At 58.4% G+C, this 21,048-nt stretch carries 14 protein-coding genes; 3 read left to right on the top strand and 11 right to left on the bottom strand.

From position 1 onward, the window contains the following. Positions 1 to 177: 177 nt before the first annotated feature. Positions 178 to 2,043, bottom strand: a complete 1,866-nt coding sequence (gene ftsH / locus SIB72_RS08290; protein WP_115017297.1) for an ATP-dependent zinc metalloprotease FtsH — start codon at positions 2,041 to 2,043, stop codon at positions 178 to 180. A 52-nt stretch (positions 2,044 to 2,095) separates the two neighbouring features. Here ftsH and SIB72_RS08285 point away from each other — a divergent pair, with 52 nt between their 5' ends. Further along, on the top strand, positions 2,096 to 2,977 hold the full coding sequence (locus tag SIB72_RS08285; RefSeq protein ID WP_413743601.1) for a hypothetical protein: 882 nt from the start codon (positions 2,096 to 2,098) through the stop codon (positions 2,975 to 2,977). Then, positions 2,937 to 3,680, top strand: coding sequence for a potassium channel family protein (locus SIB72_RS08280; RefSeq protein WP_115120684.1), 744 nt, complete (start codon positions 2,937 to 2,939; stop codon positions 3,678 to 3,680). The genes SIB72_RS08285 and SIB72_RS08280 overlap by 41 nt, the downstream gene beginning before the upstream one ends. Before the next feature lie 40 nt (positions 3,681 to 3,720). On the opposite strand, the gene SIB72_RS08275 is transcribed toward SIB72_RS08280, so the two are convergent. The 8 genes from SIB72_RS08275 to SIB72_RS08240 all read right to left on the bottom strand — a co-directional run bounded on the left by SIB72_RS08275 (position 3,721) and on the right by SIB72_RS08240 (position 18,591). After that, positions 3,721 to 4,986: a flotillin family protein gene (locus tag SIB72_RS08275; RefSeq protein WP_413743600.1), complete on the bottom strand. Its 1,266-nt coding sequence runs from the start codon at positions 4,984 to 4,986 to the stop codon at positions 3,721 to 3,723. Further along, positions 4,986 to 6,296 (bottom strand): flotillin family protein, encoded by a 1,311-nt coding sequence (locus SIB72_RS08270; RefSeq protein ID WP_413743599.1) that lies wholly within the window; start codon positions 6,294 to 6,296, stop codon positions 4,986 to 4,988. Before SIB72_RS08270 ends, SIB72_RS08275 begins: the two co-directional genes overlap by 1 nt. Before the next feature lie 52 nt (positions 6,297 to 6,348). Continuing rightward, entirely contained in the window at positions 6,349 to 6,882 is a 534-nt protein-coding gene (locus SIB72_RS08265; RefSeq protein WP_413743598.1) for an NfeD family protein, read from the bottom strand. Between the two features lie 64 nt (positions 6,883 to 6,946). Further along, positions 6,947 to 8,074: a bifunctional diaminohydroxyphosphoribosylaminopyrimidine deaminase/5-amino-6-(5-phosphoribosylamino)uracil reductase RibD gene (gene ribD, locus SIB72_RS08260; protein ID WP_413743597.1), complete on the bottom strand. Its 1,128-nt coding sequence runs from the start codon at positions 8,072 to 8,074 to the stop codon at positions 6,947 to 6,949. Then, a complete protein-coding gene (locus tag SIB72_RS08255) occupies positions 8,074 to 8,571 on the bottom strand; it encodes a DUF3122 domain-containing protein (RefSeq protein WP_413745080.1) in 498 nt (165 codons plus the stop codon). The genes ribD and SIB72_RS08255 overlap by 1 nt, the downstream gene beginning before the upstream one ends. Before the next feature lie 149 nt (positions 8,572 to 8,720). After that, positions 8,721 to 12,512 carry an autotransporter-associated beta strand repeat-containing protein gene (locus SIB72_RS08250; RefSeq protein WP_413743596.1) on the bottom strand — a complete coding sequence of 1,264 codons (3,792 nt, stop codon included), beginning with the start codon at positions 12,510 to 12,512 and terminating at the stop codon, positions 8,721 to 8,723. A 259-nt stretch (positions 12,513 to 12,771) separates the two neighbouring features. Next, positions 12,772 to 15,270: a GH116 family glycosyl hydrolase gene (locus SIB72_RS08245; RefSeq protein ID WP_413743595.1), complete on the bottom strand. Its 2,499-nt coding sequence runs from the start codon at positions 15,268 to 15,270 to the stop codon at positions 12,772 to 12,774. A gap of 108 nt (positions 15,271 to 15,378) precedes the next feature. Beyond that, complete coding sequence (locus SIB72_RS08240) at positions 15,379 to 18,591, bottom strand: glycosyl hydrolase family 18 protein (protein WP_413743594.1); 3,213 nt, start codon at positions 18,589 to 18,591, stop codon at positions 15,379 to 15,381. Positions 18,592 to 18,864: 273 nt separating this feature from the next. Between SIB72_RS08240 and SIB72_RS08235 the strand changes: the two genes are divergently transcribed. Further along, positions 18,865 to 20,406: an MFS transporter gene (locus SIB72_RS08235; RefSeq protein WP_413743593.1), complete on the top strand. Its 1,542-nt coding sequence runs from the start codon at positions 18,865 to 18,867 to the stop codon at positions 20,404 to 20,406. A gap of 16 nt (positions 20,407 to 20,422) precedes the next feature. On the opposite strand, the gene SIB72_RS08230 is transcribed toward SIB72_RS08235, so the two are convergent. Then, entirely contained in the window at positions 20,423 to 20,686 is a 264-nt protein-coding gene (locus SIB72_RS08230) for a DUF3764 family protein (RefSeq protein ID WP_115120951.1), read from the bottom strand. Between the two features lie 41 nt (positions 20,687 to 20,727). After that, positions 20,728 to 20,997 carry a hypothetical protein gene (locus SIB72_RS08225; protein WP_115120950.1) on the bottom strand — a complete coding sequence of 90 codons (270 nt, stop codon included), beginning with the start codon at positions 20,995 to 20,997 and terminating at the stop codon, positions 20,728 to 20,730. Positions 20,998 to 21,048: the final 51 nt, after the last annotated feature.

Genomic DNA, 21,048 nt, shown 5'->3' with positions numbered 1-21,048 from the left:
GGTCTTCTCAGTGGTGACTGGCACAGAGTGCTGCGCGTGGAGAGTTGATGGTGGCCGCGCCAAAACGGCCTCGACAGACCGACAATCTGCCAACAAAAAAGCGGACCCGAAGGGTCCGCCTGAATGGGTTGTCGAAATGGGTTGTGTCCGCTCAAGCTGTGACTGCTTGATGCCGCATCAACTCGGCATCACGCTTGCGGCGAGCATCTCCTTGAGCTCATCGCCTTCGATCACCTCCTTCTCAAGGATCTTCTGCGAGATGGTCTCCAGTAGAGCCATGTTGTGGCGCAAGATGCCGAGGGCCTGTTCATGGGCTCGATCAACCAGACCACGCACTTCCCGATCAATGGCCTGAGCGGTGGCGTCACTGACGGTGCGGCGAGGATTGTTGCCACCGCCAAGGAAGCGCCCACCACCCTGTTTGTCATAGGCCAAGGGACCAAGGGTGTCGCTCATGCCGTAGGTCCCCACCATCTGCTCTGCGATGTCGGTGGCGCGCTGCAGATCGTTGGCAGCACCAGTGGTGATTTTGTCGAAGACGATCTCTTCGGCAGAACGACCGCCGAGCAGGGTGGCAATCTGACCTTCAAGGTCTTCGCGTGAATTGAGGAAGCGTTCCTCTGTGGGCAGCTGCAGCGTGTAGCCCAGAGCACTCATGCCTCGCGGAACGATCGAGATCTTGGCCACCTTGCTGCCACCAGGCATCAGGTGACCCACGATGGCGTGACCGACTTCGTGATAGGCCACAACCTTCTTCTCATCGTCCTGGAGGACGCGACTCTTTTTCTCCAAGCCAGCCACGACCCGCTCAATTGCCTCACCCAGATCCTGCTGCTCCACTTTGGTGCGCTTGGCACGGGCCGCAAGCAGAGCTGCTTCATTGACCAGATTGGCAAGGTCGGCGCCGGCGAAACCACTCGTGGCTTGCGCGATGAGGTCGAGGTCGACACCATCCGCCAGCTTCACCTTGTTGGCATAGATCTCGAGGATGGTCTTACGACCAGAGAGATCAGGACGATCCACCAGCACCTGACGGTCGAAGCGACCAGGCCGCAACAATGCGGCATCGAGAACCTCGGGCTGGTTCGTGGCTGCCAGCACAATCACCGGCTTGTCTTTGGACGCGAAACCGTCCATCTCAGTCAGAAGCTGGTTGAGGGTTTGCTCCCGTTCGTCATTCCCCCCAACCACACCCATCGAACCCGAACGGCTCTTGCCGATGGCATCGAGTTCGTCGATAAAGATGATGCAGGGGGCATTCTTTTTGGCTTGTTCGAACAAGTCCCGCACCCTGGCGGCACCTGCACCAACGAACAGTTCAACGAACTCCGAGCCGCTGATGATGAAGAAGGGAACACCCGCCTCTCCAGCGACGGCCTTGGAGAGCAACGTCTTACCGGTGCCGGGAGGCCCGACCAACAGCACACCCTTCGGAATGCGCGCACCGATTTCGGCGTAGCGCTCGGGGGTCTTGAGGAAGTCAACGATCTCCGTGAGTTCGTCTTTCGCTTCGTCCACACCGGCGACGTCGTCGAAGGTGATGCGCGACTGCTCATCAGGGACGTAAACCTTGGCCTTGCTCTTAGTGAAGTTGAGGGCGCCCTGGGCACCACCGGCACCCATCGAGCGACGCGCGAAAAACTGCAACACCAGGATGAAGATCAGGGGGGGGACCACCCAGCTGAGGATCGTGGTGAAAATATTGGGCTTCTTGGGAGGGGCAGCGGCAAACTCAACGCCCTTGTCTTCCAGGCGCTGAGGCAGATCCATATCGAAGATGGGAGTTGTCGCCAGCACAGCGGGTGCACCCTCCTCCGGAGCACTGAGCTCATAGCGGATCTGATCCTGAGTAATGAAGGCCCGTTTCACGGCCCCGTCATTCACTTGATCAATAAAGAGTGAATAGGGCACTCGCGGCACCTGCTGCATCCCCTGATTGGGAACGAAGCTGCTGATCAACAACAAGACACCAAACCCGATCAATACCAGGTTGATGATCCCGAATCGCCTATTTGGCTGATTGTCGTCCTCGCGAATCGGCATGGCGTCAGATCCGAGTTGAGCGTCCAAACTAAAGCGAGCTTTTGGCTGCTGGTTGGCTGCACAGGGTGGAGAACCGAACGTTCGGGCTGAGTCGCTTCAGCTGACAACGCACTGGCACAGCCGCTGGGGCATCACCGCCTGGCGCAACCAAAAGGGCATCTGGAGCAGCCGGCGTCTACGCAAGGGGCATGGCCCCCTAGCCCGTAGCCACTTCCAGCAGCTCACAGCTGCAGGGATGGTGCAGGCGCTCGTGCATGGCAAACAGCTCAATCGCCTAGAGGTGCGCACCGCCTTGGCCTTCATTGCCGGCCCACTCCTCTTCGCCTTGGGGGCCGGATTGCCGTTAGCGCATCAAGGCAATGCTTCACTCGCAGCAGGATTGCTAGCGATCGGTTCGGTGCTGTTCACTGCCGGCGGCTGGTGGCAGCTTGAACAGGCGCTTTTGGCCGTGCCGTCTCTACCGGACGACGCCAAGGCCTGGCAATGGTGTGGCTTGCGTTGCAGCCTCAGCCAGAGCCTGGGAACGGTGCTGTTCAACATCAACACGTTTTTCTTGTGGGGATGGCCTCAGCCACAGGAGCAAAGCTGGCTGCTGTTGGCCGTGCTGCCAAATCTGCTGGGATCCATCCTTTTCCTGATTTCCGCCGCAGACGGATTACTGGAAGTGGGGCATGGCCGATTGCTCGTCTTCGAGCCCAAGCATCTGGGCTGGTGGATCGCAATGGTGAATACGCTCGGCTGCCTGTGGTTCATGCAGTCAGCATTGGCGTCATTGCCAAATGCCCTGCCCAAGCTCACCAGCTTCAACAACCAAATGGCCCTTCAAACCACTGTGCTGGGGTCGCTTGCCTTTGCAATCGTTGGCATCCTCAGTTTGGCGGAATGCTCAGAAGATGAGGTTGCTGAACCAAGGCCCAACCCCCCACAAGCGTGAGGGCGTTTATGAGCTCCTCTTGGCACTGTGCCTACTGGTGCTTGTGAGTTTCGCCTTCCCATCCATCTCCTGGATGGGATCGGTTGGTTATTCGTTGATCGCACTCTTGCTCACCCAGCTTGTGGTGTTGAAGATGAGCAAGCGCACTTGGAAAGACAAGCTCTACCAACTCCTCGGGGTGGTTGCTCTGGTGAGCCAACTGGTGTGGGTGATCACCCCTGTGAAATGGACCATGACCGGCGTCCCGCTTGTGCTGAGCTGGAGTGTGCTTGTGGGCTGGAGCGTGGTTCGGCTCGTGGAGAAACTGGCCAAAGAACGGCACGTCACCCATTCGATGCTGATGGGCGCAGCAGCCGGTTATCTCCTGCTCGGACTCACAGCAGGGTTGGTGATGAGTGCTGTTGAGACGATCCAACCCCACAGTTTCACGCCACTCGACGTGCCCGCGCGTGGGCTCAGCGGCGGGGACGCCAGCGTGCTCGATGCGGCCCCCGTGTTCGCCCGCATCAATTATTTCGCCTTTATCTGCCTCACCACTGTTGGTTTTGGTGACATCAAGCCGGTCCTGCCTCTATCACGCATGCTTTCAGTCGCCACTGGCATCGCAGGGCCGCTGTATCTGGCGGTGGTGATGGGGGTGCTGATCAGCCGCTACAGCCGTGAACTGGGCGGGAACAAGGCTGATCAGCACAGCAAGGAGTGATCACAGCAAGGAGTGATGCGTCGTTGCGAATGGATCAGTCCTACTCGTCACTCGTCGTAGGCATGGAGATGGAATCAGTCCCAGACTGGCCGTTGCCCTCAGAGCGGTTTGGAGTCAAGCGCAGGCCGGTGCTGTCCTGAAGCTGGCGCAGCAAGGTGGCGAGCGACAGATTCATCTGTCCTTCCCGTTCACCAATCATGGCGACCTCTTCCACCTCAATCGGCTTCACGGTGTCGCTCAGCATCGTGAGCAGCGGCTCCAGTTTCTGGAGAAGGAACAGGCGCTTGGCATCCGAACCACTGCGCTTCAGAGAGGTGACCAAATCTTGAAGGCCCTCGGCCTGGGAACGCCCCTGCTCCACGATCGTGGCAGCAGCGCCTTTGGCCTCCGCCATCATCGTTTGACATTCGGATTCAGCCGGCGCAATCACATCCGCTTCAAGCTGCTGCGTTACCTGTTTGATGCGCGCCTCCTGCACCGGCAGCTCCGCCTCAGCCCTTGCCAACTCGGCCCCCACTTCTGCTTCCACCTCCGCCACCAAGGCATCGCGACGGGTGAGCGCATCCTTGATCCGTTTCTGGGCATTGGCGGTGGCCACCGCCAATTCCTTATCGAGCCGGCGCAGGGAGGTGATGCGAGCGTTCTCCGCTTGCTTCACAGCCGATTGCGAGGTGGCCTCAGCCTCAGCGATGCGCGAATCCCTCTTCAGTTCCACCAGCTGCTTGCGACCGATCGAATCGAGGTAGCGCACGTCATCAGAGATGTTCTGAATCTGCAGTGTGTCGAGCACCAGCCCAAGCTTTTGCAGATCATCCTCCGCCTCCTCCAGCAGGGTGCGCGCAAAGGTGATCTTGTCTTCATTCAGCTGCTCGGGAGTGAGGCTGGCCATCACGCCGCGCAGGTTCCCTTCCAACGTCTCCTTGGCGATATGACGAATCTCGTCCTGGCTTTTGCCAATCAAGCGTTCGATCGCGTTGTGGATCCCGGGCTCATCACCGGAGATCTTGATATTGGCCACACCCGCCACATTGAGCGGGATACCACCTTTGGAGTAGGCGTTCTCGACCCGCAACTCGATAATCATGTTGCTGAGGTCGAGGCGCATCACCTCTTCAAGAACGGGGATGCGCAAAGCACTGCCTCCCCGTACCGTGCGATACCCCACCTTGCGCCCATCACCAGTGGTGCGGCCAAGGCCGGCAAAGATCAGCACCTCACTGGGCTGACAGATGAAATAAAGCTGGCGCAACAACACCACAAAAGCCCAAAGCCCCGCAGCGCCGGTCAATCCAAAGGCGACAAACATCAGTTAACTCCGGTCGAGGACAGGGTGCCGAGCAGGTCCACGCCAAGGATGTCCTTGACCTGCTCGAAGAACTGGCGCACAACCTTGTGATTCACCGCCACAAGGCTGGCCAGGGTGGACGCGTCATCACCATCCAGGGCGGTGATGCGCTTGAGATGCAGCTGAGCGGGCAAACGCGTGGCCTGCTGTAGCACCATCTCAATCTGCTGCAACAGGAAGACCAACTCGGCGGTACTGCCGGCGTCTTCCCACACCTGGGTGAGCAGATCGTTCACCAGGGCACTGGCCTTCACGTCTTCGGCGGTGGCGGCGGCACGGCCGCGGGCGCGCAGCTCCTGGGCCTTCTGGTGCGCCTGGGAGGGCAGAACCGCTTCGGCCTTCAAGCGCAAGCGTTCGAGTTCAACACGCACCTTCTGCAGCTGTTGCTCAGCCCGGGCTCGGGCCTCCAGCTCAGCTGCCTCGGTGCGCTCCTCCTCCGAGCGCGCGTCCTTCTCCATCTGGGCCACCTTGGTGCGCACGTCGTTGTCTTTTTCAAGCACGACTGTTTCCGCTTCAGTACGCACCACCTCTGCCACCTCCTCCATCTCGGCCTCGATCCGCTCGGCCTGACCAATCGCCTCCGCTTCAGCGATCTCGGCATCGCGCACGATTTGGGCTACACGACGACGGCTGATCGAGTTGAGGTAGTCGACGTCGTCAAACACACTCTGAATCTTGAGCGTGTCGAGCTGCAGACCGAGACGTCGCAGATCCTCCCCAACATCATCGGCAACCTGCTCGGCGAAGCGCAGGCGGTCTTCATTCACCTGTTCCGGCGTGAGCTGGGCCAGAACACTGCGCAGGTTGCCTTCAAGGTTCTCCTTGGCCACCTGCACAATTTCCTGGTTATCCCGGCCAAGGAAGCGTTCGATCGCGTTGTTGCGAACCGCTGGATCAGTACTCACCTTGACGTTGGCAATCGCCTGAATATTGAGAGGGGTACCACCCTTGGAATAGGCGTTGCTCACCTCCACCAGCACCGGCAGGAGCGTCACATCCATGCGCCGAGCCGTCTCCAGGATCGGCTTCACGAAGGTGCAGCCACCATTGGCAACCACCCTGTAGCCCTTCACCCCCTGGGCACCCTGGTTGGATTTCGAACCCGTCACCACGAGCATTTCATGGGGACGACAGATGCGGATCATCCAGCGGCTGATCAGGGTCAGCGCCACCACCACCACAAAAACAGTCGAAGCGACTGAAACAACTGCACCGGCGGGGTTGTTGCTGGGGTGGCGCTGGGCCAGAAGTGGCAACGGCTGCGTTGCCAAGCTGGGCTGCATAAGTGCGGCTGAGACTTCTTCTGCCTTAGCCAGGGTGGAATCAGTCGGCCATATCAAGAGGGTCAACGATCAGCGTGTTGGCTTCAGCCCTCAAGATCACCGCCCGATCGCCACGCTCCAAGGGGCTGGAGGCGCTGCGCGCTGCACGCCGCAACAAGCTTCCACGCACGGAGACTTCAACGAAACCGCGCTGCTGGTCACTGAGTGGGAGCGTCACCGTCGCCTCCAGTCCGATCAGGTCGTCCACCCGCACCACGGTGTTGGCTTCACGACGTGCCATCAACCGCAAGGCCAGCGCAGCGGCCCAGCCGAGCCCAACCCCGAGCAACAAAGCGAGCGGCAAGGTGAACGCTGAGGCACCTGCACCCTGAAACAACTGCAACAACAGACCGCAGAGCCCAAAGCCAGCCAAGCCAAAGGACCAGAACGATGTGCTGAACAAGACCGTCGGCTGTCCGCCTTCGGCGATGCCGGAGGGACCATCAACGCCGAAATCCACATCTGCCTCGCCGGCAATCGACAAGCTGATCAACAGCCCACCGGCGATCAAGCAGAACAGATAGGTCCAAGTCATCGCCGCAAGCCGGCAGAAGTTCCATCATCGGGGCGACGGTGCATCCAGGTCAGCCAAAACGCCATCAATCGATGGAATCGCCGCGGAGTCTGGCCTGCAGCAACAGGTCGTTTCCGAGGGATTGGGCGGAGTCAAGCGCGAGGGGAACAACCTGATCCATTGCCGTCAGGCCAAGGTCGCCTAGAGGCGTGCGGGCCAGGTCACCACCCATCAGCTTGGGGGCGATCACCACGGCAAGCTCCTGCACGCAGCCCTGCTGCAAAGCGGCAGCTGCCAGCGAGGGGCCGCATTCCCAGAGCACGCGATTGCAACCCCGGGCAGCCAACAGCGGCAACAACGCTGAAGGGTCACACTGCTCGAAGGACTGCACGGCCACACCGGCTTGTTCCCAAGCCGCCCGAAGCCGTTTGCGGCCAGCCCAATCAGTCAAGGCTTGATGGGCCACCAGGGTGGAGGCCACCGACTGGTCCCAGAGTTGGGCCTGTTCAGGCAAATCCAGGCTGCGGCTCAGCACCACGCGTAAGGGCTCGGGCTGGCGCTGGCCACGACTGGTAAGCAGAGGGTCATCAGCACGCAGGGTTCCACCGCCAACAATCACCGCATCGCAGCCGGCCCGTAGACGATGCACCCACGATCGTGCCGCTGGACCGCTGATCCACTGACTCGCTCCAGTGGGAAGGGCCGTCCGTCCGTCGAGGCTCATGGCCCACTTGAGAACCCCCCAGGGCCGACCGGTTTGTACCCGGTGCACAAAGGCGCGGTTCTGATGCGCTGCTTCTGCCTCCAGCACTCCGGTGATTACCTCCAAGCCGGCGTCCCTCAGCCGTTGGATTCCGCCTCCAGCCACGCGGGGGTCTGGATCGGTCAAGGCCACCACCACCCGCTGAAGACCGGCCTTGATCACCGCTTCCGAGCATGGCGGCGTGCGGCCGTGATGGCAGCAGGGCTCGAGGGTCACCACGATCGTGCCGCCGCGGGCGGCGGCACCGGCTTGGGCGAGAGCACCCACTTCGGCATGGGGCTCACCGGCACGCGCATGGAAGCCTTCCCCGACCAACTGGCCATCGGAGGCAAGCACCACAGCACCGACCAGTGGGTTCGGGCTGGTGTGGCCTGCCGCGAGGCCCGCCAACTGCAGCGCCCGGTGCATCCAGGGGATCCAGCGCTGTTTGGATGGATCGATGGCAGCCATCACGTCAAGGGATCGGACTGCACCTGACGCCATTCAGCCACGACGAAAGGCGGCACGGGAAGATCGTTCAGCACGCCCGGAAGAAACAAGCGCAACGGTCGGTTGTTGCGCAGGTCGCGGAGCAGAGGATCCAGGTCGAATTCGGCAGCGGCATCACGGCCATCAGCAGCGAGGGCGGGGTTATCGAGCGTGATGTCGGGCAGCTGCCATTCCTTCACACCGGCCTTCACAAGAAGCGGTGTGGGGTGATCAAGACGCACTCTGCCGGGGTATCCGACGATGCGAAGCACCACTGACTGGCCAGGCTCGCCAGTGCGATAGGCCACCGCCTGCCAACTTTGATAGTCAAGATCGCGCAGACTCTCAAGGCTGCGCAGCATTGGAGCACCGGCTTCATCACTGTGTTGATGCACCTGAGCGATCGCCACAGCAGGGGTGATCAGCAACAGGAGCAGGGCGACCAGTACCGACAAAACCAGACGACGCAACAGACGCATCAAGTAAGACAACACGATCTCCATCATCGGTGCTGAAGCTGTCTGCTGGAGGGAAAGCAGGCAGTGGGGTCGATCAGAGCCTGTCTGGATCGCTGTGACCTGAGGCCTTTGCCTCAGGTCACAGCGCCATCAACGCCAACAGCACTGACTCAGAACTGCCACTCAAAACCGCCGGAGGTGCGGTAGTCAGTGCCCCTTTCTCCTCCCCAGGCCTCAATGCCACCTCGCACATACACCTTGTAGGAGCTGCTGTTGATGTTGGCGATGGTGTAGTCCAAACCTCCCTCCACCAGAAGGCCGTTGGTGTCCTCGTTCTTGGATTGAATATCCACCTCTTGATTGGTGAACTGATAGCCAATCGTCTGCTTGCTCAGGCTGCCGCTCCAGTCACCCAGCCAACCCACGCGCAATGAGGGAACCAGTTCGGTGGTGTCGCCCGTCTTGATCGGATAGGCGAACTTCATCGCCAGATCGGTTTGCACATAGGTGGTGGAACGATTCTTGTAGGTGAGGTTCAGCTGGCCTGCGCCACTCTCGGTAAAGCGATGTTCATTGTTGAAACTCCAGGTGGTGGTGAACTGAGGCTCCAACAGGAACTTGCCCGATTCAAACGGCGCACCGACGCGGAACGCCAAGCCATAGCTGGTGCCACTCTTGTTGCCTGAGGCCGTCACATCACCAAGCTTGTTGGTGATTTCGATGATGTTCCGTCTGTGGTTGCCGCTGAAGGCTGTGGCGCTGAACAGACCCTGCAGATAGAAGTTGTCGGTCCAGTACTCAGCACGCACCCCACCGCCCCAACCATCGGAGTTCCAGGAGCCGCCACCGGCAAGAGCATTCTGCTGAGTGAGGTTGATGTTGCCGTAGTTGACAAATCCACCCACCTGGAACGACTCAGCAATGGAGACATCCACGCCCAACACACCACCACCGGCGTTGACGTAATAGGGGTTGTAGAAGTTGTCGTTGTAGCTGTCGTGGTCATCACCACCAAAGCCGCGGAACCAGGCGCGCACCCCATCACGACGGGCGTACTGGGCCGTGAGGGATGGATCCTCCTCAAACCCAGCCGCCTCCAAACTTTCAACCAGGGTGCTGTCCTCTAAACCAGTGCCCGCGTTCTGAGCGATGGCGTAATCCAACGCCTGCTGGGCATCCTCATCACTCACCTCACCACTCTTGTTCCACAATCCACGCACCGGTGGGGCAGCCTCGTTTTCAATGACCTCTTCCTGCTCAACCGCCGTGTCTTGGATCACCACGGGATCAAACTGACGCAAGGGGAGGCGTTCAAACAACGTATCCGCCAACAGGTTGTTGTACGTCGCCATGCCGCGACCAGGACCATCAATATTGCGCGGCGCCAGACCTGAAACGAACAACTTTCCGAGTGTATCGGCGCCAATAATGGGAAGATTGATGTCATCCAGAACATCATCTATGATCTCATTAATAATTTCCCCTCCAGGGGTACTGGGGTTGCAGATCAGATCAGAGAAGTTTCCGGGATCAGAGCAATCCAATTCGTCGATGATCACATCAGGAGCCTTCTGACTCACAACAAGCTGCAAGCTTCCCTCTTGAAGATAAACGTCATAAACAACACTATCGTCAATACCATTATCCACCCCAACACCCGAAAAACCTCCAACATTACCGTCGTAAACAAGCAATGAGTTCTTTGCCAACTCATTCATTTCTCCCTGACTGGCAGCGGGAGCATCAATCACCAGATAAGTACCGACTGGCTGATCCTGATTCGCTGCCGAAATCACCAAAGAACCCGCCTTGTAGTCAAAACTATCAGCAATCAAAGGCGCGGCATCTTTACTGGCAAGGCTGGCGTAAATCTCGCCACCTTCCATCACAAAGTTGGCAAACTTGGCATGATGAGAATCAAGGAGCTGAAGGGAGCCGCCCTTCAGCGTCATTGTTTGGATCCCAGCCGCTTTATAATCACCGTCGTAGTCCCAGTCTCCCAGGTGCTGCTCAGCAAATTCAAAGTTTTTGATCTTTGCGGCTTTGAAAGATGCCGCCCCTAGCGTGCCAAATTTGATCGTATCGGTGCCCTCACCACCATCAATGATTCCTGAGCCAGAGACATTGGCGTTGGTCAAGAAAGTGTCATCTCCCCCCTTCAGGTCAATATTAGATTCCGAAGCAATGGTAATAGAGCCATATACATTATCGAAAGCATTTTTGGCGTCAGTACCAACAAGAGAGTTCACACTAATTTCGCCATGATTGTCTAAATCAACGACGCTCAGGCTTCCGCCTGAGACCGCTCCAAGCCTTTTAACAACAAGAGTCTGAATTTCTTGAGAGGTATTGCCGAAATCGACCGAACCTTGTTTGACCGTCGTCTCTCCCTTATATCTAATCGCATTATTCTTCGTGACAACAAACTCGCTACTACCTAGCTTTGTAATGCCACCTGTTTTATCCACCACAAAGGAACCATCAAACTGAAAGCTCTCTCGATCATCACCAACAGACAAAATACTGCCAAGATCAAGTTCAACTTTTCCGCCGCCGGTCAGAGCCGCGATTTGATCACTTGCGCGAACATTATATTTAGCCCCTACGGCAACTTCGACCTCTGTTTTGTCAGACAAAGAGCCAGAGACCTCAAGCTGACCTTTCTTGATGATTGTTTTTCCAGTATATGTATTAATCCCTGTGAGGGTAACACTGCCTTCACCTTCCTTTGTCAAGCCACCGGAACCAGAAATAACCCCATTAATCTGAGGCCTTACATAAACACCATCTTCTACAGTCTGACGATCAAGAGCCCCATCAACATGCAAAAAGGACTGGCCATTTTTCGACTCCACAAGCTGTATATTAGAGTTAAGGCGAATTTTCTTCCCATAAAATCCTATTTTTCCGCCCCCCGCAAGCTTAACGACTTGCCCTTTACTGGATGTAATCGCATCACCCCTTAATCTTAATTTAGAACCAGAGTTAATGGTTATATCACCCAATGGGAGTGCCTTCTTTGCCATAATAACCAGGGCGCCATCATCAGTCGTACTAACGATCGTCTCTCCACTGTATTCATTTGTGCCCCAAAGCTTTGTAAGGCCGGTGCCCGAATAGGTAAATGTTGCCGACTCAGAGCCTGAAATTGCTGTAAAATCACCCTCAAAATTGGCATTAACATCATTTTTAATGACTCCGCCATTACCAGTAACATAAAATCTGCGACTAAACGAGGTGTTTGAATCTATCTTTAAAGTTCCACCATCAAATATAGGTGCATAGACTGAGCTCTCTACATCACTACCACTCCATTGGCAGTAATCACCATTTTCAACAAGCGTTGAAGGGGTGGCCGTTACACCATCTGAAATGGTATTGGCAATGCAACCACCATAGGCTTGAATGCGCCCGGCCCCTTTATTACCCCCTTTCGTAAAATAACCGGCACCATTATAGTAATACAAAAGGCCTTCATTTGTACCTTTTGCGTTCGCAGGCCTATTCGAGAAACCTCGAGGAATATCACTATTAGAGCTATAATTAGAGTATACGAAGCCACCGCCATTGGAATATCCCCATAGATCCAAATCGCCATTAGGCTCTAGCATGCCTTTTAAAGCTTCCTGAGAAGCTGTCGAAAGCGATTTTGCGAGGCCTGGGGTATCACGCCAAGGGAAGAATTTACCTGTAACTGAATCCGTATACCACTGCCCTACGGAAATACCAGGGTATTCATTGTCAGGGGTAGACCACATGGAATATTCTATTGCATAGATTTTATTGTCATTTCCACGAATGACCTGTTTATCATCGTCGGGTAATTCATAAACCGTGACCGCACCCTTCTCGACAACCTTTGTCGTCGTTGGCTCCCCCGCAAGCGCTGGTCCAAAAGGGGCAATAGAGGCAAACGCAAGCCAGGCGATGATATTGAGAGATTTTTTCACGACAACAATCACCAGAAGCGAAACTTTGAACAACGCTAGCGGCTAAATAGAAAGCGGCAATATCACCTCATATAGAGCTTATCCATTGTTTCCTAGTGACTATGAATCCACTTTGAGATGTTGCCAAGACAGGTCGAGCCTAAAGATTTGGCCGCAAAGGAAGCCAACACAGTATTGACACCAAGGCGAGGATCGTAGACAAATTGGCCCTTAGAGCAACATCCTCAATTGTGCATGAAAGGGAGATCCCATTCGTGCACAATTGAGACATTTAGCCCCGCTCTGCCCCTGGAAGCCTCTGCCAATTGGTGTGTGTCGCCCACAGCCCCCAGATCGCCATCGCCCGCAGATAGTGGCAAGCCCGGAAGGTCTTCACCGCCGTGATCGCCTCCGGGGTACGGAACTGCAATCCACCCGAATACACCTGGTTCACCACCGCTGAGCAGATTGCTTCAGCCGTCTGCTCTTCTCCCATCAGCTGGTAGTAGCTCGCAATTCCGAAGTTGATCCCGGTCCACACCTCCAAAGGATGGGTGCCATTCGGATCCAAGGGTGTTCCGTCACGGCGCAGTCCATTCGCGACACCAAGTGCTCCACCTTCAAACCGTTCGAAACAGGCTTCCTTCACTGCCTTGAGGGCGCTGCGGCTGTTGGCCTCACTCACCACAGGCTCCAGCCCGAGCAAGCGGGCATAGAAATCACCGCAAAGTTGATCGGCCATCACCACCGGCGTACCACTTTCAGCGTCGATGTCGTAGTACTCACCATTCCAGAGCAACCTGTCAAAGTTGCTGCGCGATTGCTCCAACCAACCACTGAACTCTCGCTGCTCCTCGGCCGTATCCAGCCCTGTTTTGAGCTGCAAGGTCTGACCAATGGCCAAGGCTGCTTCAAGAGCAGCGATCCAAAGCGCACCGCAATAGGCACTGACGCCCTGCAAAGGCCAATCATCAAAGGTCTGATCCGGTGCACCTCCGTTATCAGGCAGGCCATCGTGATTGGCATCAAATGTTTTGAGGTAGCGCAGGGCCTCCACAGCTGCCGGCCAGCATGCGGCCAAAAAGTTGATGTCTTCTCCACTTGGGGCCAGCTTGAAGGTGCGCCAAACCTGCAGCACGAAGTCGCTACCAAGATCTTTCCAGAGGTTGCAGTCTTGATAGGCCGTGTAGTTGGTGGCATCCCAAGGCTGCTCATTGGGGGCCCCCAGATCGTGGGGTGTGGCTCCCTTTACCTTCCGATCGGCTTCGACCCTGCCCTTGCCCTGGGTGAAATACCAACCGATCGGCCGTTGCGTTGCATCAGCAGCTGGAATCGCCCGAGCGAAGCTGCACAGCACAGCCTTATCGAGCTCTGGCCACAACTGAAGCAGGGCAAACGACCCGTAAAGGCGTACATCAAGACTTTCGTACCAGGCGTAATCGAGACACTCGAGCACGCCGAATCGGCCGAATGGATCAGCTGGCGTCGCCGCACTCCAGAGGCTGCCGCCGCTGCAAAGGTCGTAGAGCTCATTGAATAACGCCATCCGCAACGGTTCGGGGAGCTCACGGCGCTCCACGACGGGTTGCTGCCAGGCCTCAATCTGCTCTCTCCATTGCTGCCAATCGCGCAGAGCTTCAGAAGCGATCGCCGCGGCCTGGTTGCCGTCTGCCGCAAAGAAATCGGTGTAGCGCCGTAGGGCCTGGCTGCCGGTGGCAAAGGCCGTTACCGGCAGATCCCAACTGATCACGACTGGGATCTCAATGCTCTGGCCAGGCTCTAGCTGGCACTGCACCGCCAGGGCAGCACTGAGCGGATCATTGGCGCCGCTCTTGCGGTCGTTGTTGCTCTCGGGGATGGAGCCATCGGCGCTGAAGCTGTTCCACAGCTCACTGCCATCGCCACTGGGGTTCCAGCGGCTGCAGCGCTGGATGCGCACCCCCGGCTGCTCGGTGGTGGCGATGCACCACTGCCCCTCGCCTTCAGCAACAGGGTTGGAGACGTTGCCCTCCAGCACCACGCCTTTGAGGGTGCCATCGTCGACCCAGCGGTTGCGTTGGCCCGCTGTCTTGCCAATGGCTGGGGCGTAGTTGTGCTCCGGGCTGCCGTCGTCGCGGAAGTGCACCTCCGCGGAGGCATCGGTGTTGGTGAACCAGCCGTTGGTGTTGCGCCAGCTGAGCAGCAGCGACAGATCCAGGGGCTGGTCGGTGGGGTTGCGTAGGGTCCACACGAACACCGCCACTGGGTAGCTGGTGCGCTGATAGTCACCCGGCAGGATCGGGCTGAAGGCCTCGCAACGCACCTCGGCGTCATAGACGCCTTCGTAGTTCGTCCAGCTCAGGGGATAGCGGGCGGCGTAGGTGCCGGTGCTGCGCTCCGCCGTGCTGGCTGGATACCAATCCCAAGCGGATAACGGCTCTCCTGCTTCAGGCCGTGATGCATCCACATCCGGTTTCACCGCCAGGGCATGGGCGCGCATTGCGGCGCCGTTGCTCTCGAACAATGCGAACTGGCAATCCGGCAGCACCCCAAACCAGTGCTCACCGCCATCCAGATGCCAGAGGTTGATGTTGCCATCGGGCGCCCGACCGAAGCATCCCGCCCCGAAGCCGCCAAGGGGCATACCGTGATTGGCGCCGTCGTCGAGGTTGCTGGCGTAGCGCACCGTATAGGGGTTCTCCCAGCCCAGACCCAAGGGCCGGCTCCAGCTCGCCTCGGGCGGCTGCCAGCCTTTCGATTTGGAGCCGCGGCCCAGCAGGGATTTGAGAGCAGACAATCCGAGCGGAGCCATGCATGGGCCGAGAGTCGCCCCAGATTGCCAGAGTTGGGCAGAAGGGCCAGGGGTCCAGCACAAAGCCCTCACCGCAGTGAAGGCCAGCGCTGATGGTGCATGCTCCGATCAGGACAGAGCGGTGAAATCCTGGAGGCTGAACTGGCCGTCGCCGCCAAGCACCTGGTCGAACGGCTCAGCCCTGGAGGCGATCTCCTCTAGAGAACCACCACCACGCAAGGCATCAAAAGCTGCATCCACCAGGCTCTGCTCTCCAGCGGCATCATTGGACAACGCCCAGAACATCAAGCCTCCAAGCCCTGCCTCCTGCACGTAAGCCGCTTTACCAGCCACGGTGGCTGCAGTTTCAATCGAGCTCCACAGACCACTCACGGAGTCGTAGACAAACGCCGCTTTGGCGGTGTCATCCCAGAACAGCTGTAGGTTCCCGTTCTCTACCCCGGTAAGCAGATCCTTGACGTCGTAGCTGCCGGCTTCAAACGACCCGGCGGCCTGAGAGGAATCCCCCGCCTGTTGGTAGCCATTGGTGCCCCCGTCTTGCACGCCACCCCAGGCGCGGGTGTAAGCCGGAGCACCAAGCACCACCTTGCTGAGATCCACGCCGGCCTGGCGGAACTGATCGATGGCAGTGAGCACGTCGTAGCCCCCCGCATCACCGCTCATGGCCGCCTGGTGGCCGGTCTGCGACTCCCAGCCGCCGTGGAAGTCGTAGGTCATCACGTTGTAGAAGTCGACATAGGGATCGATCCCCTCAAGGTTGAGGTTGGCCAGCTTGTCGGCACCACCGGCGGTGGCGATGGAGATCTCCACCTCGCGGCCGGTCTGCTGCCGGAAGGTCTCCAGCTTCTGGTCGAGCAGTTGCAGGGTGAGGGCGAAATTGGCGCCGTCCTGATCGCTCACCGCATTGCTGCCCAATCCACCACCACCCGGGTACTCCCAGTCGAAATCGACGGTGTTGAAAAAGTCGTAGCGGTTGAGGGTGTCGATCACGCTGTCGGTGAAGCTCTCCCGGCCAGCTGCGTCGTCGAAGGCCAGGCTGAATTCACCGGAGAGGGTCCAGCCCCCAAGGGCAAAGCCAAGGTTGAGATGAGGATTGAGCTGCTTGAGCAGATCCAACTGGCGCAGGTTGCCGGCCTCGGCATTGGGGTCCCCCCAGCCCACCGGAAGGCCGGTGAGGGTGACGGACCCATCGGCCGCTGTCGTGAGCGAAAAGTCGCCACCACTGACCAAACCGTCGCGATAGGCGCTCTCGAGGCCAGCCCATTCGTTGGCTGAGAAGTTGCGGCTCACCTGCTGCTCAACGGAGAAGCGCTTGTCTGTGGCAGCCCAGGCGTCATGGATGAACAGATCGCCGCTGTCGTCGACCCCAAAGAAGCTGTAGTTGAGGTGGGTGAGCTTGCTGGCATCAACATCGGCGACGCGGAAGTCGCGGCCATAAATGCCCCATTCTTCGAAATAGCCCACCACCCGCAGGCCATCGCTGGAGCGGGATGGGTCGGGTGAGGGCGCCGTCGGTTCAGTGGGTTGGGTGGGGTCAACGGGATCCACAGGATCGGTCGGCTGCACAGAATCCGTTGGTTCCGCAGGATCCGTGGATTCCACCGGCTCTGTTGGTGCAACCGGCTCAGTGGTCTCACCAGGGTCTGTGGGAGTTGCCGGCGCTGAAGGAGCCGAAGCCTCGCCACTGTCGAAGCTCAGTGATGTCTGACCACTGAGGTCGCCGCTGCCCTGGTAATAAGAACTGAGGGTGCTGCCGGCCGCAAAGGCCTGGCCCGCAGACCAGCTCGGCGCCGACAGGGTGATGAGGCAGCGGCCGTCGCTTTGCTGCTCCTGGCTGAGGCTGAAATTGCTGACCTGCTTGAGGGCGTCATCACTCAGGAAGCTCACCGACCAGCCAGCATCCAGCGGCTGCGAGCCCGCGTTGGTGACGGTGAGATTGCCGGAGAAGGTGCCGCTCCATTGGTCGGTGACCGTGGCTTCCACCAGCACAGCCGCTGGTTGCGGTTGGGGAGCCGGTTCAGGCGCAGGTTCGGGCTCGGGCTCGGGCTCGGGCTCGGGCTCGGGCATTGGAACCGGCTCTGGTTCGGGTTCCGGAGCTGGAACCGGTTCCACACCCCTGCCTCCCACAAAGAACAGTTCATCGGTGAGGTTGCCGCTATTCGGCAGCCCCACGCTGTCAGCGTTGAAGCTCAGATTGATGCTTTGACCCGCCGCAATCGTGCTGTTCCATGCCGCAGGCGTGAGCGTCACACGCACAGCACCATCTGGCAGTGGCTCGACAGACGCATGTCCAGCCCAACTCTGGAAGTTCTGATGCAGCGTCTCAAAGCTGACCGACCAATCACTCAAGGGTTGATCTGAGCTGTTGGTGATGGTGAGCTGACCGCTCATCCCGCCCCAGTACAAGCTGCCACTGGCCTTCAGCGTTAGCGCCCCGATAGAAGGCGCCAGCCCTTCCATGCCATGGCCTTCAGCATGAACGCCAGGGTGGTGATCATGCTGCATGTGCTCGGCATGGTGCGAAGCCACACCATTGGCGATTGAGGCACCCAGGGAATACACCGGTTGTCCGGGCTCCACCTGAAACCCATCAGTGAAGGCTCCCACTGGCGCATCCGGCGTCAGCAGCACGCTGCGATCCACCAAGGCCACATCGTTCTGATCGAAGCCAAGAACCGTCTCGAGATTGTCTTCTCGCACCTGATCAAAGTGAAACTCGACGTGATCGGCACGAAGTTCACTGGCCTGAATACCCTCCAACAGCACACTCTGGCCACTGGGTTGGACGACAATCAGAAGCCCCTGTTCTGTATCAACAGCAGAGACGCGTTCACGTGTTCCTAGATAGACAAAACTGATCTTATCAACTTCAGGGTTGAAATCACTGACAATCTCCTGAACACCATATTCATGAGAACGGATGTACACCGTTTCAGAAACAGATTCATCGAAGGATGAAAGCATAATCCGGCCATCAGCATCGGCCTGCACTCCATCCTGTTTTGGGCCACGATTCAGCTCCCAAGACAACACGCCTCCAATATCGGCACGCAAATGCTCGTTACCGACAGGAGCAAAGTTATCGAGAGAAAGCTGGTCCCAACAGATCGGGGAAGCATTCGCATCAACAATCCGCTGAAAATCATTGTCCTGCCATGGATTGACAATCACAGCAGAGCCATCTTCAAGCTTGCCGAGAATTAATCCATGAACAGAAATATCCCCGAAATCCAAAACATCATGTTCTGGATCAAATCCGGCGATATCAGCGCCTGATGGATTGACGGAATAGATAGTGCCGCCACCATGAAAACCAATCACAAGGCCCTTCCCAAAGGTACAAAATCCCCAAGCATCAGAGCTGATCTGGGGAGTGACTTTTCAGCCCGAAAGCAAAGCCACGACCATTGGAATAACCCTGCCAATCCCCCCAGTCATGCCTCATCCATGATCAAACAGTGACAAAACATTTCCCAGCACGAGCCGGGCGAGCTCCAGTCGTATTCAGCAACAACCAAAGGGTGAAAACCGACCTCAGAGACCACCTCCCCACGACCTCCGCTCGCCTTTGATAGACAATCGCCTCACTCTGCGATGCGCCGCTCACTCCTCCTCCAAAACGGCAGCTCGCCCCTGGCTGTGCCCTATTTAGGAATCCTGGCCAGCTTGCAGCTGATCGATCCCAGCGTCGCCAACATCGCTCTGGTGAAGGCCAGCGCCGCCATGCAGATGGAGGGTCCCACGCTGGCGCTAGCCGCCAGCGTGTCGACCCTGGCCCAAGCCGCCACGGTTCTCGTGATGGGCTTTCTCGGAGATCGCTACGGGCGCCGGCGGGTGCTGGCAGCGTCCCTGCTGCTGGCACTGGTTGGCAATCTGCTCTCGATGCTGGCTCCCGCGGCCGATGTCTTTCTGCTGGGCCGGGCCCTCACCGGCATCGCCCTGGGATCCGTGCTCACCGGCACCTTTGCCAGCGTGCGTGCTGTGAGCAGGCCAGGGCAAGTGAGCGCTGCGCTGGGCCTCTGGAATCTGCTGATCGTGGTGGGATTCATCAGCGGCTCACTGCTTGGCGGCTGGATGGCGGTGATGCACTGGCGGCTAGCCATGGCACTGGTGCCCCTGATCTGCTTGGTGAGCCTGCCGCTGCTCCCGTTACTGCTGCCGTCAATCCCCGCCAACCACACATTGCGTGCCGACCGCGCCGGCCTGATCACGATTGGCTCGGCCGTCGTGCTGTTTTTGTACGGCATCAACCACGCCACTCCCGGCTTACGCAGCATCAGCTTCTGGCTTCCCACCGCACTCGGGCTGCTGCTCTTCGCCGTGCACATTGCGATCGAACGGCGCTGCCGCATGCCGATCTTTCCCCCACGGCTTTATCTACGCGGTTTCTTTGCCGCAGCTGTGGTGAATGGGATCGGCTGGAATGTGGCTCAAGCGGTGCTGCAACTGCAAACCAGCAACTTCTGGCAACTCGTGCAGGGCTACAGCACCAGCGCGGTGGCCCTTGGCCAACTGCCATTTCTGCTCTGCTTTGGAGTTGGCGGCATCCTGGCGGGCCGATGGATGGCCCCGGGTCGGCGCACCCTTGTGCTGATGGGCTGGGGCAGCTTCGCCCTCACCCTTGGGCTCGCCCTCCTCGCGATCGTGCAGGTGCAAACGCCCTACTGGCAGCTGCTCCCTGCCCTGACCCTGGCGGGCATCGGCCTTGCCTTTGTGGCAGTTCCCCAGTCCGCCCTGTTCGTGCAGGAAGCGCCCAACAACTGCTTCGGCTCAGTGCTGGCCTTCCGCACCACCAGCGGCCAACTCGGCTTCGCCTTCGGGCTGGCCGTAAGCGGCACGATGGTGAGCGGATTCGGATTCAACGATCTGGTCACCCACCTGCAGCTGGCAGGGCTGAGCGTTGATCAGATTCCCAACCTCGATCAACAGGTGCGCCTTTTTCTCAGAAACAGCCCGATCCACATAGAAGGCCTCCAGGTTGAGCCTGTGCTCCGCGTGATGCGAGAGGCATACAGCCAAGGGATGGCGGCCACGATGCTCGTGGTGGCCGCCTTCACTGGCCTGCTACTCGCCCTTAGCTTGTTGCTTCTGATCATCGGCTCAGAGCAGCAGCTGCTGCATCAAGAGGAACTCTGAACGGTCACCCGCAAGCTCAGACAAACACCTGACTGACGGTGCTCTCCAGCACATGCCCTGACGAGGCAATCATCTCCGCATTGTCGGCAATGAACGCCTCCATCACCCCCGATTCGGCCTGCATCACGGCGCAGACTTTGGTGGGATCGTCTTTGCTCACACCGCGATACAACGACGTAATTCCGGCCACCTTCTGAAGGGGCTTGGAGGCGTCGTAGGTGGCAGCCCACTCACTGAAGCTTGTGGTGATTGTGAAGGTGAGAACGTGCGTTTCAACCATGGGAAATTTTTGGCGAAAACTACCACCAAGAACCAACCTTTTCAGCTCACGTCTGCTCCGGGTGCGTTCTCGGCATCCAACAGGGCATCAAGGGTGACCGCCGTGCGCACCATCGCCTGGTAACGCTGCAACAGCCGACGGTTCCGATCCAACCAACGAGCAGCGTCCGCTGCACCTTCACCACCACCGCTCACGCTGAACCCGGCGGGGCCATCGGCATCCATCAGTTCCAGGTCGCCCTGCTGAGCGATCAGTGCGAGCAACAACTCATGGAGACGCTCACGCCGGTCTTTGCTCCCATCCGTGCTCATGTGCTGACGCCATTCAAGGCTGTGGCCATCTTGCAAGAACGGAGGCACAGA

The organism is Synechococcus sp. MIT S9451, assembly GCF_047304725.1.
Taxonomy (GTDB): Bacteria; Cyanobacteriota; Cyanobacteriia; order PCC-6307; family Cyanobiaceae; genus Synechococcus_C.
This window is presented reverse-complemented; position numbering and strand designations above follow the sequence as displayed.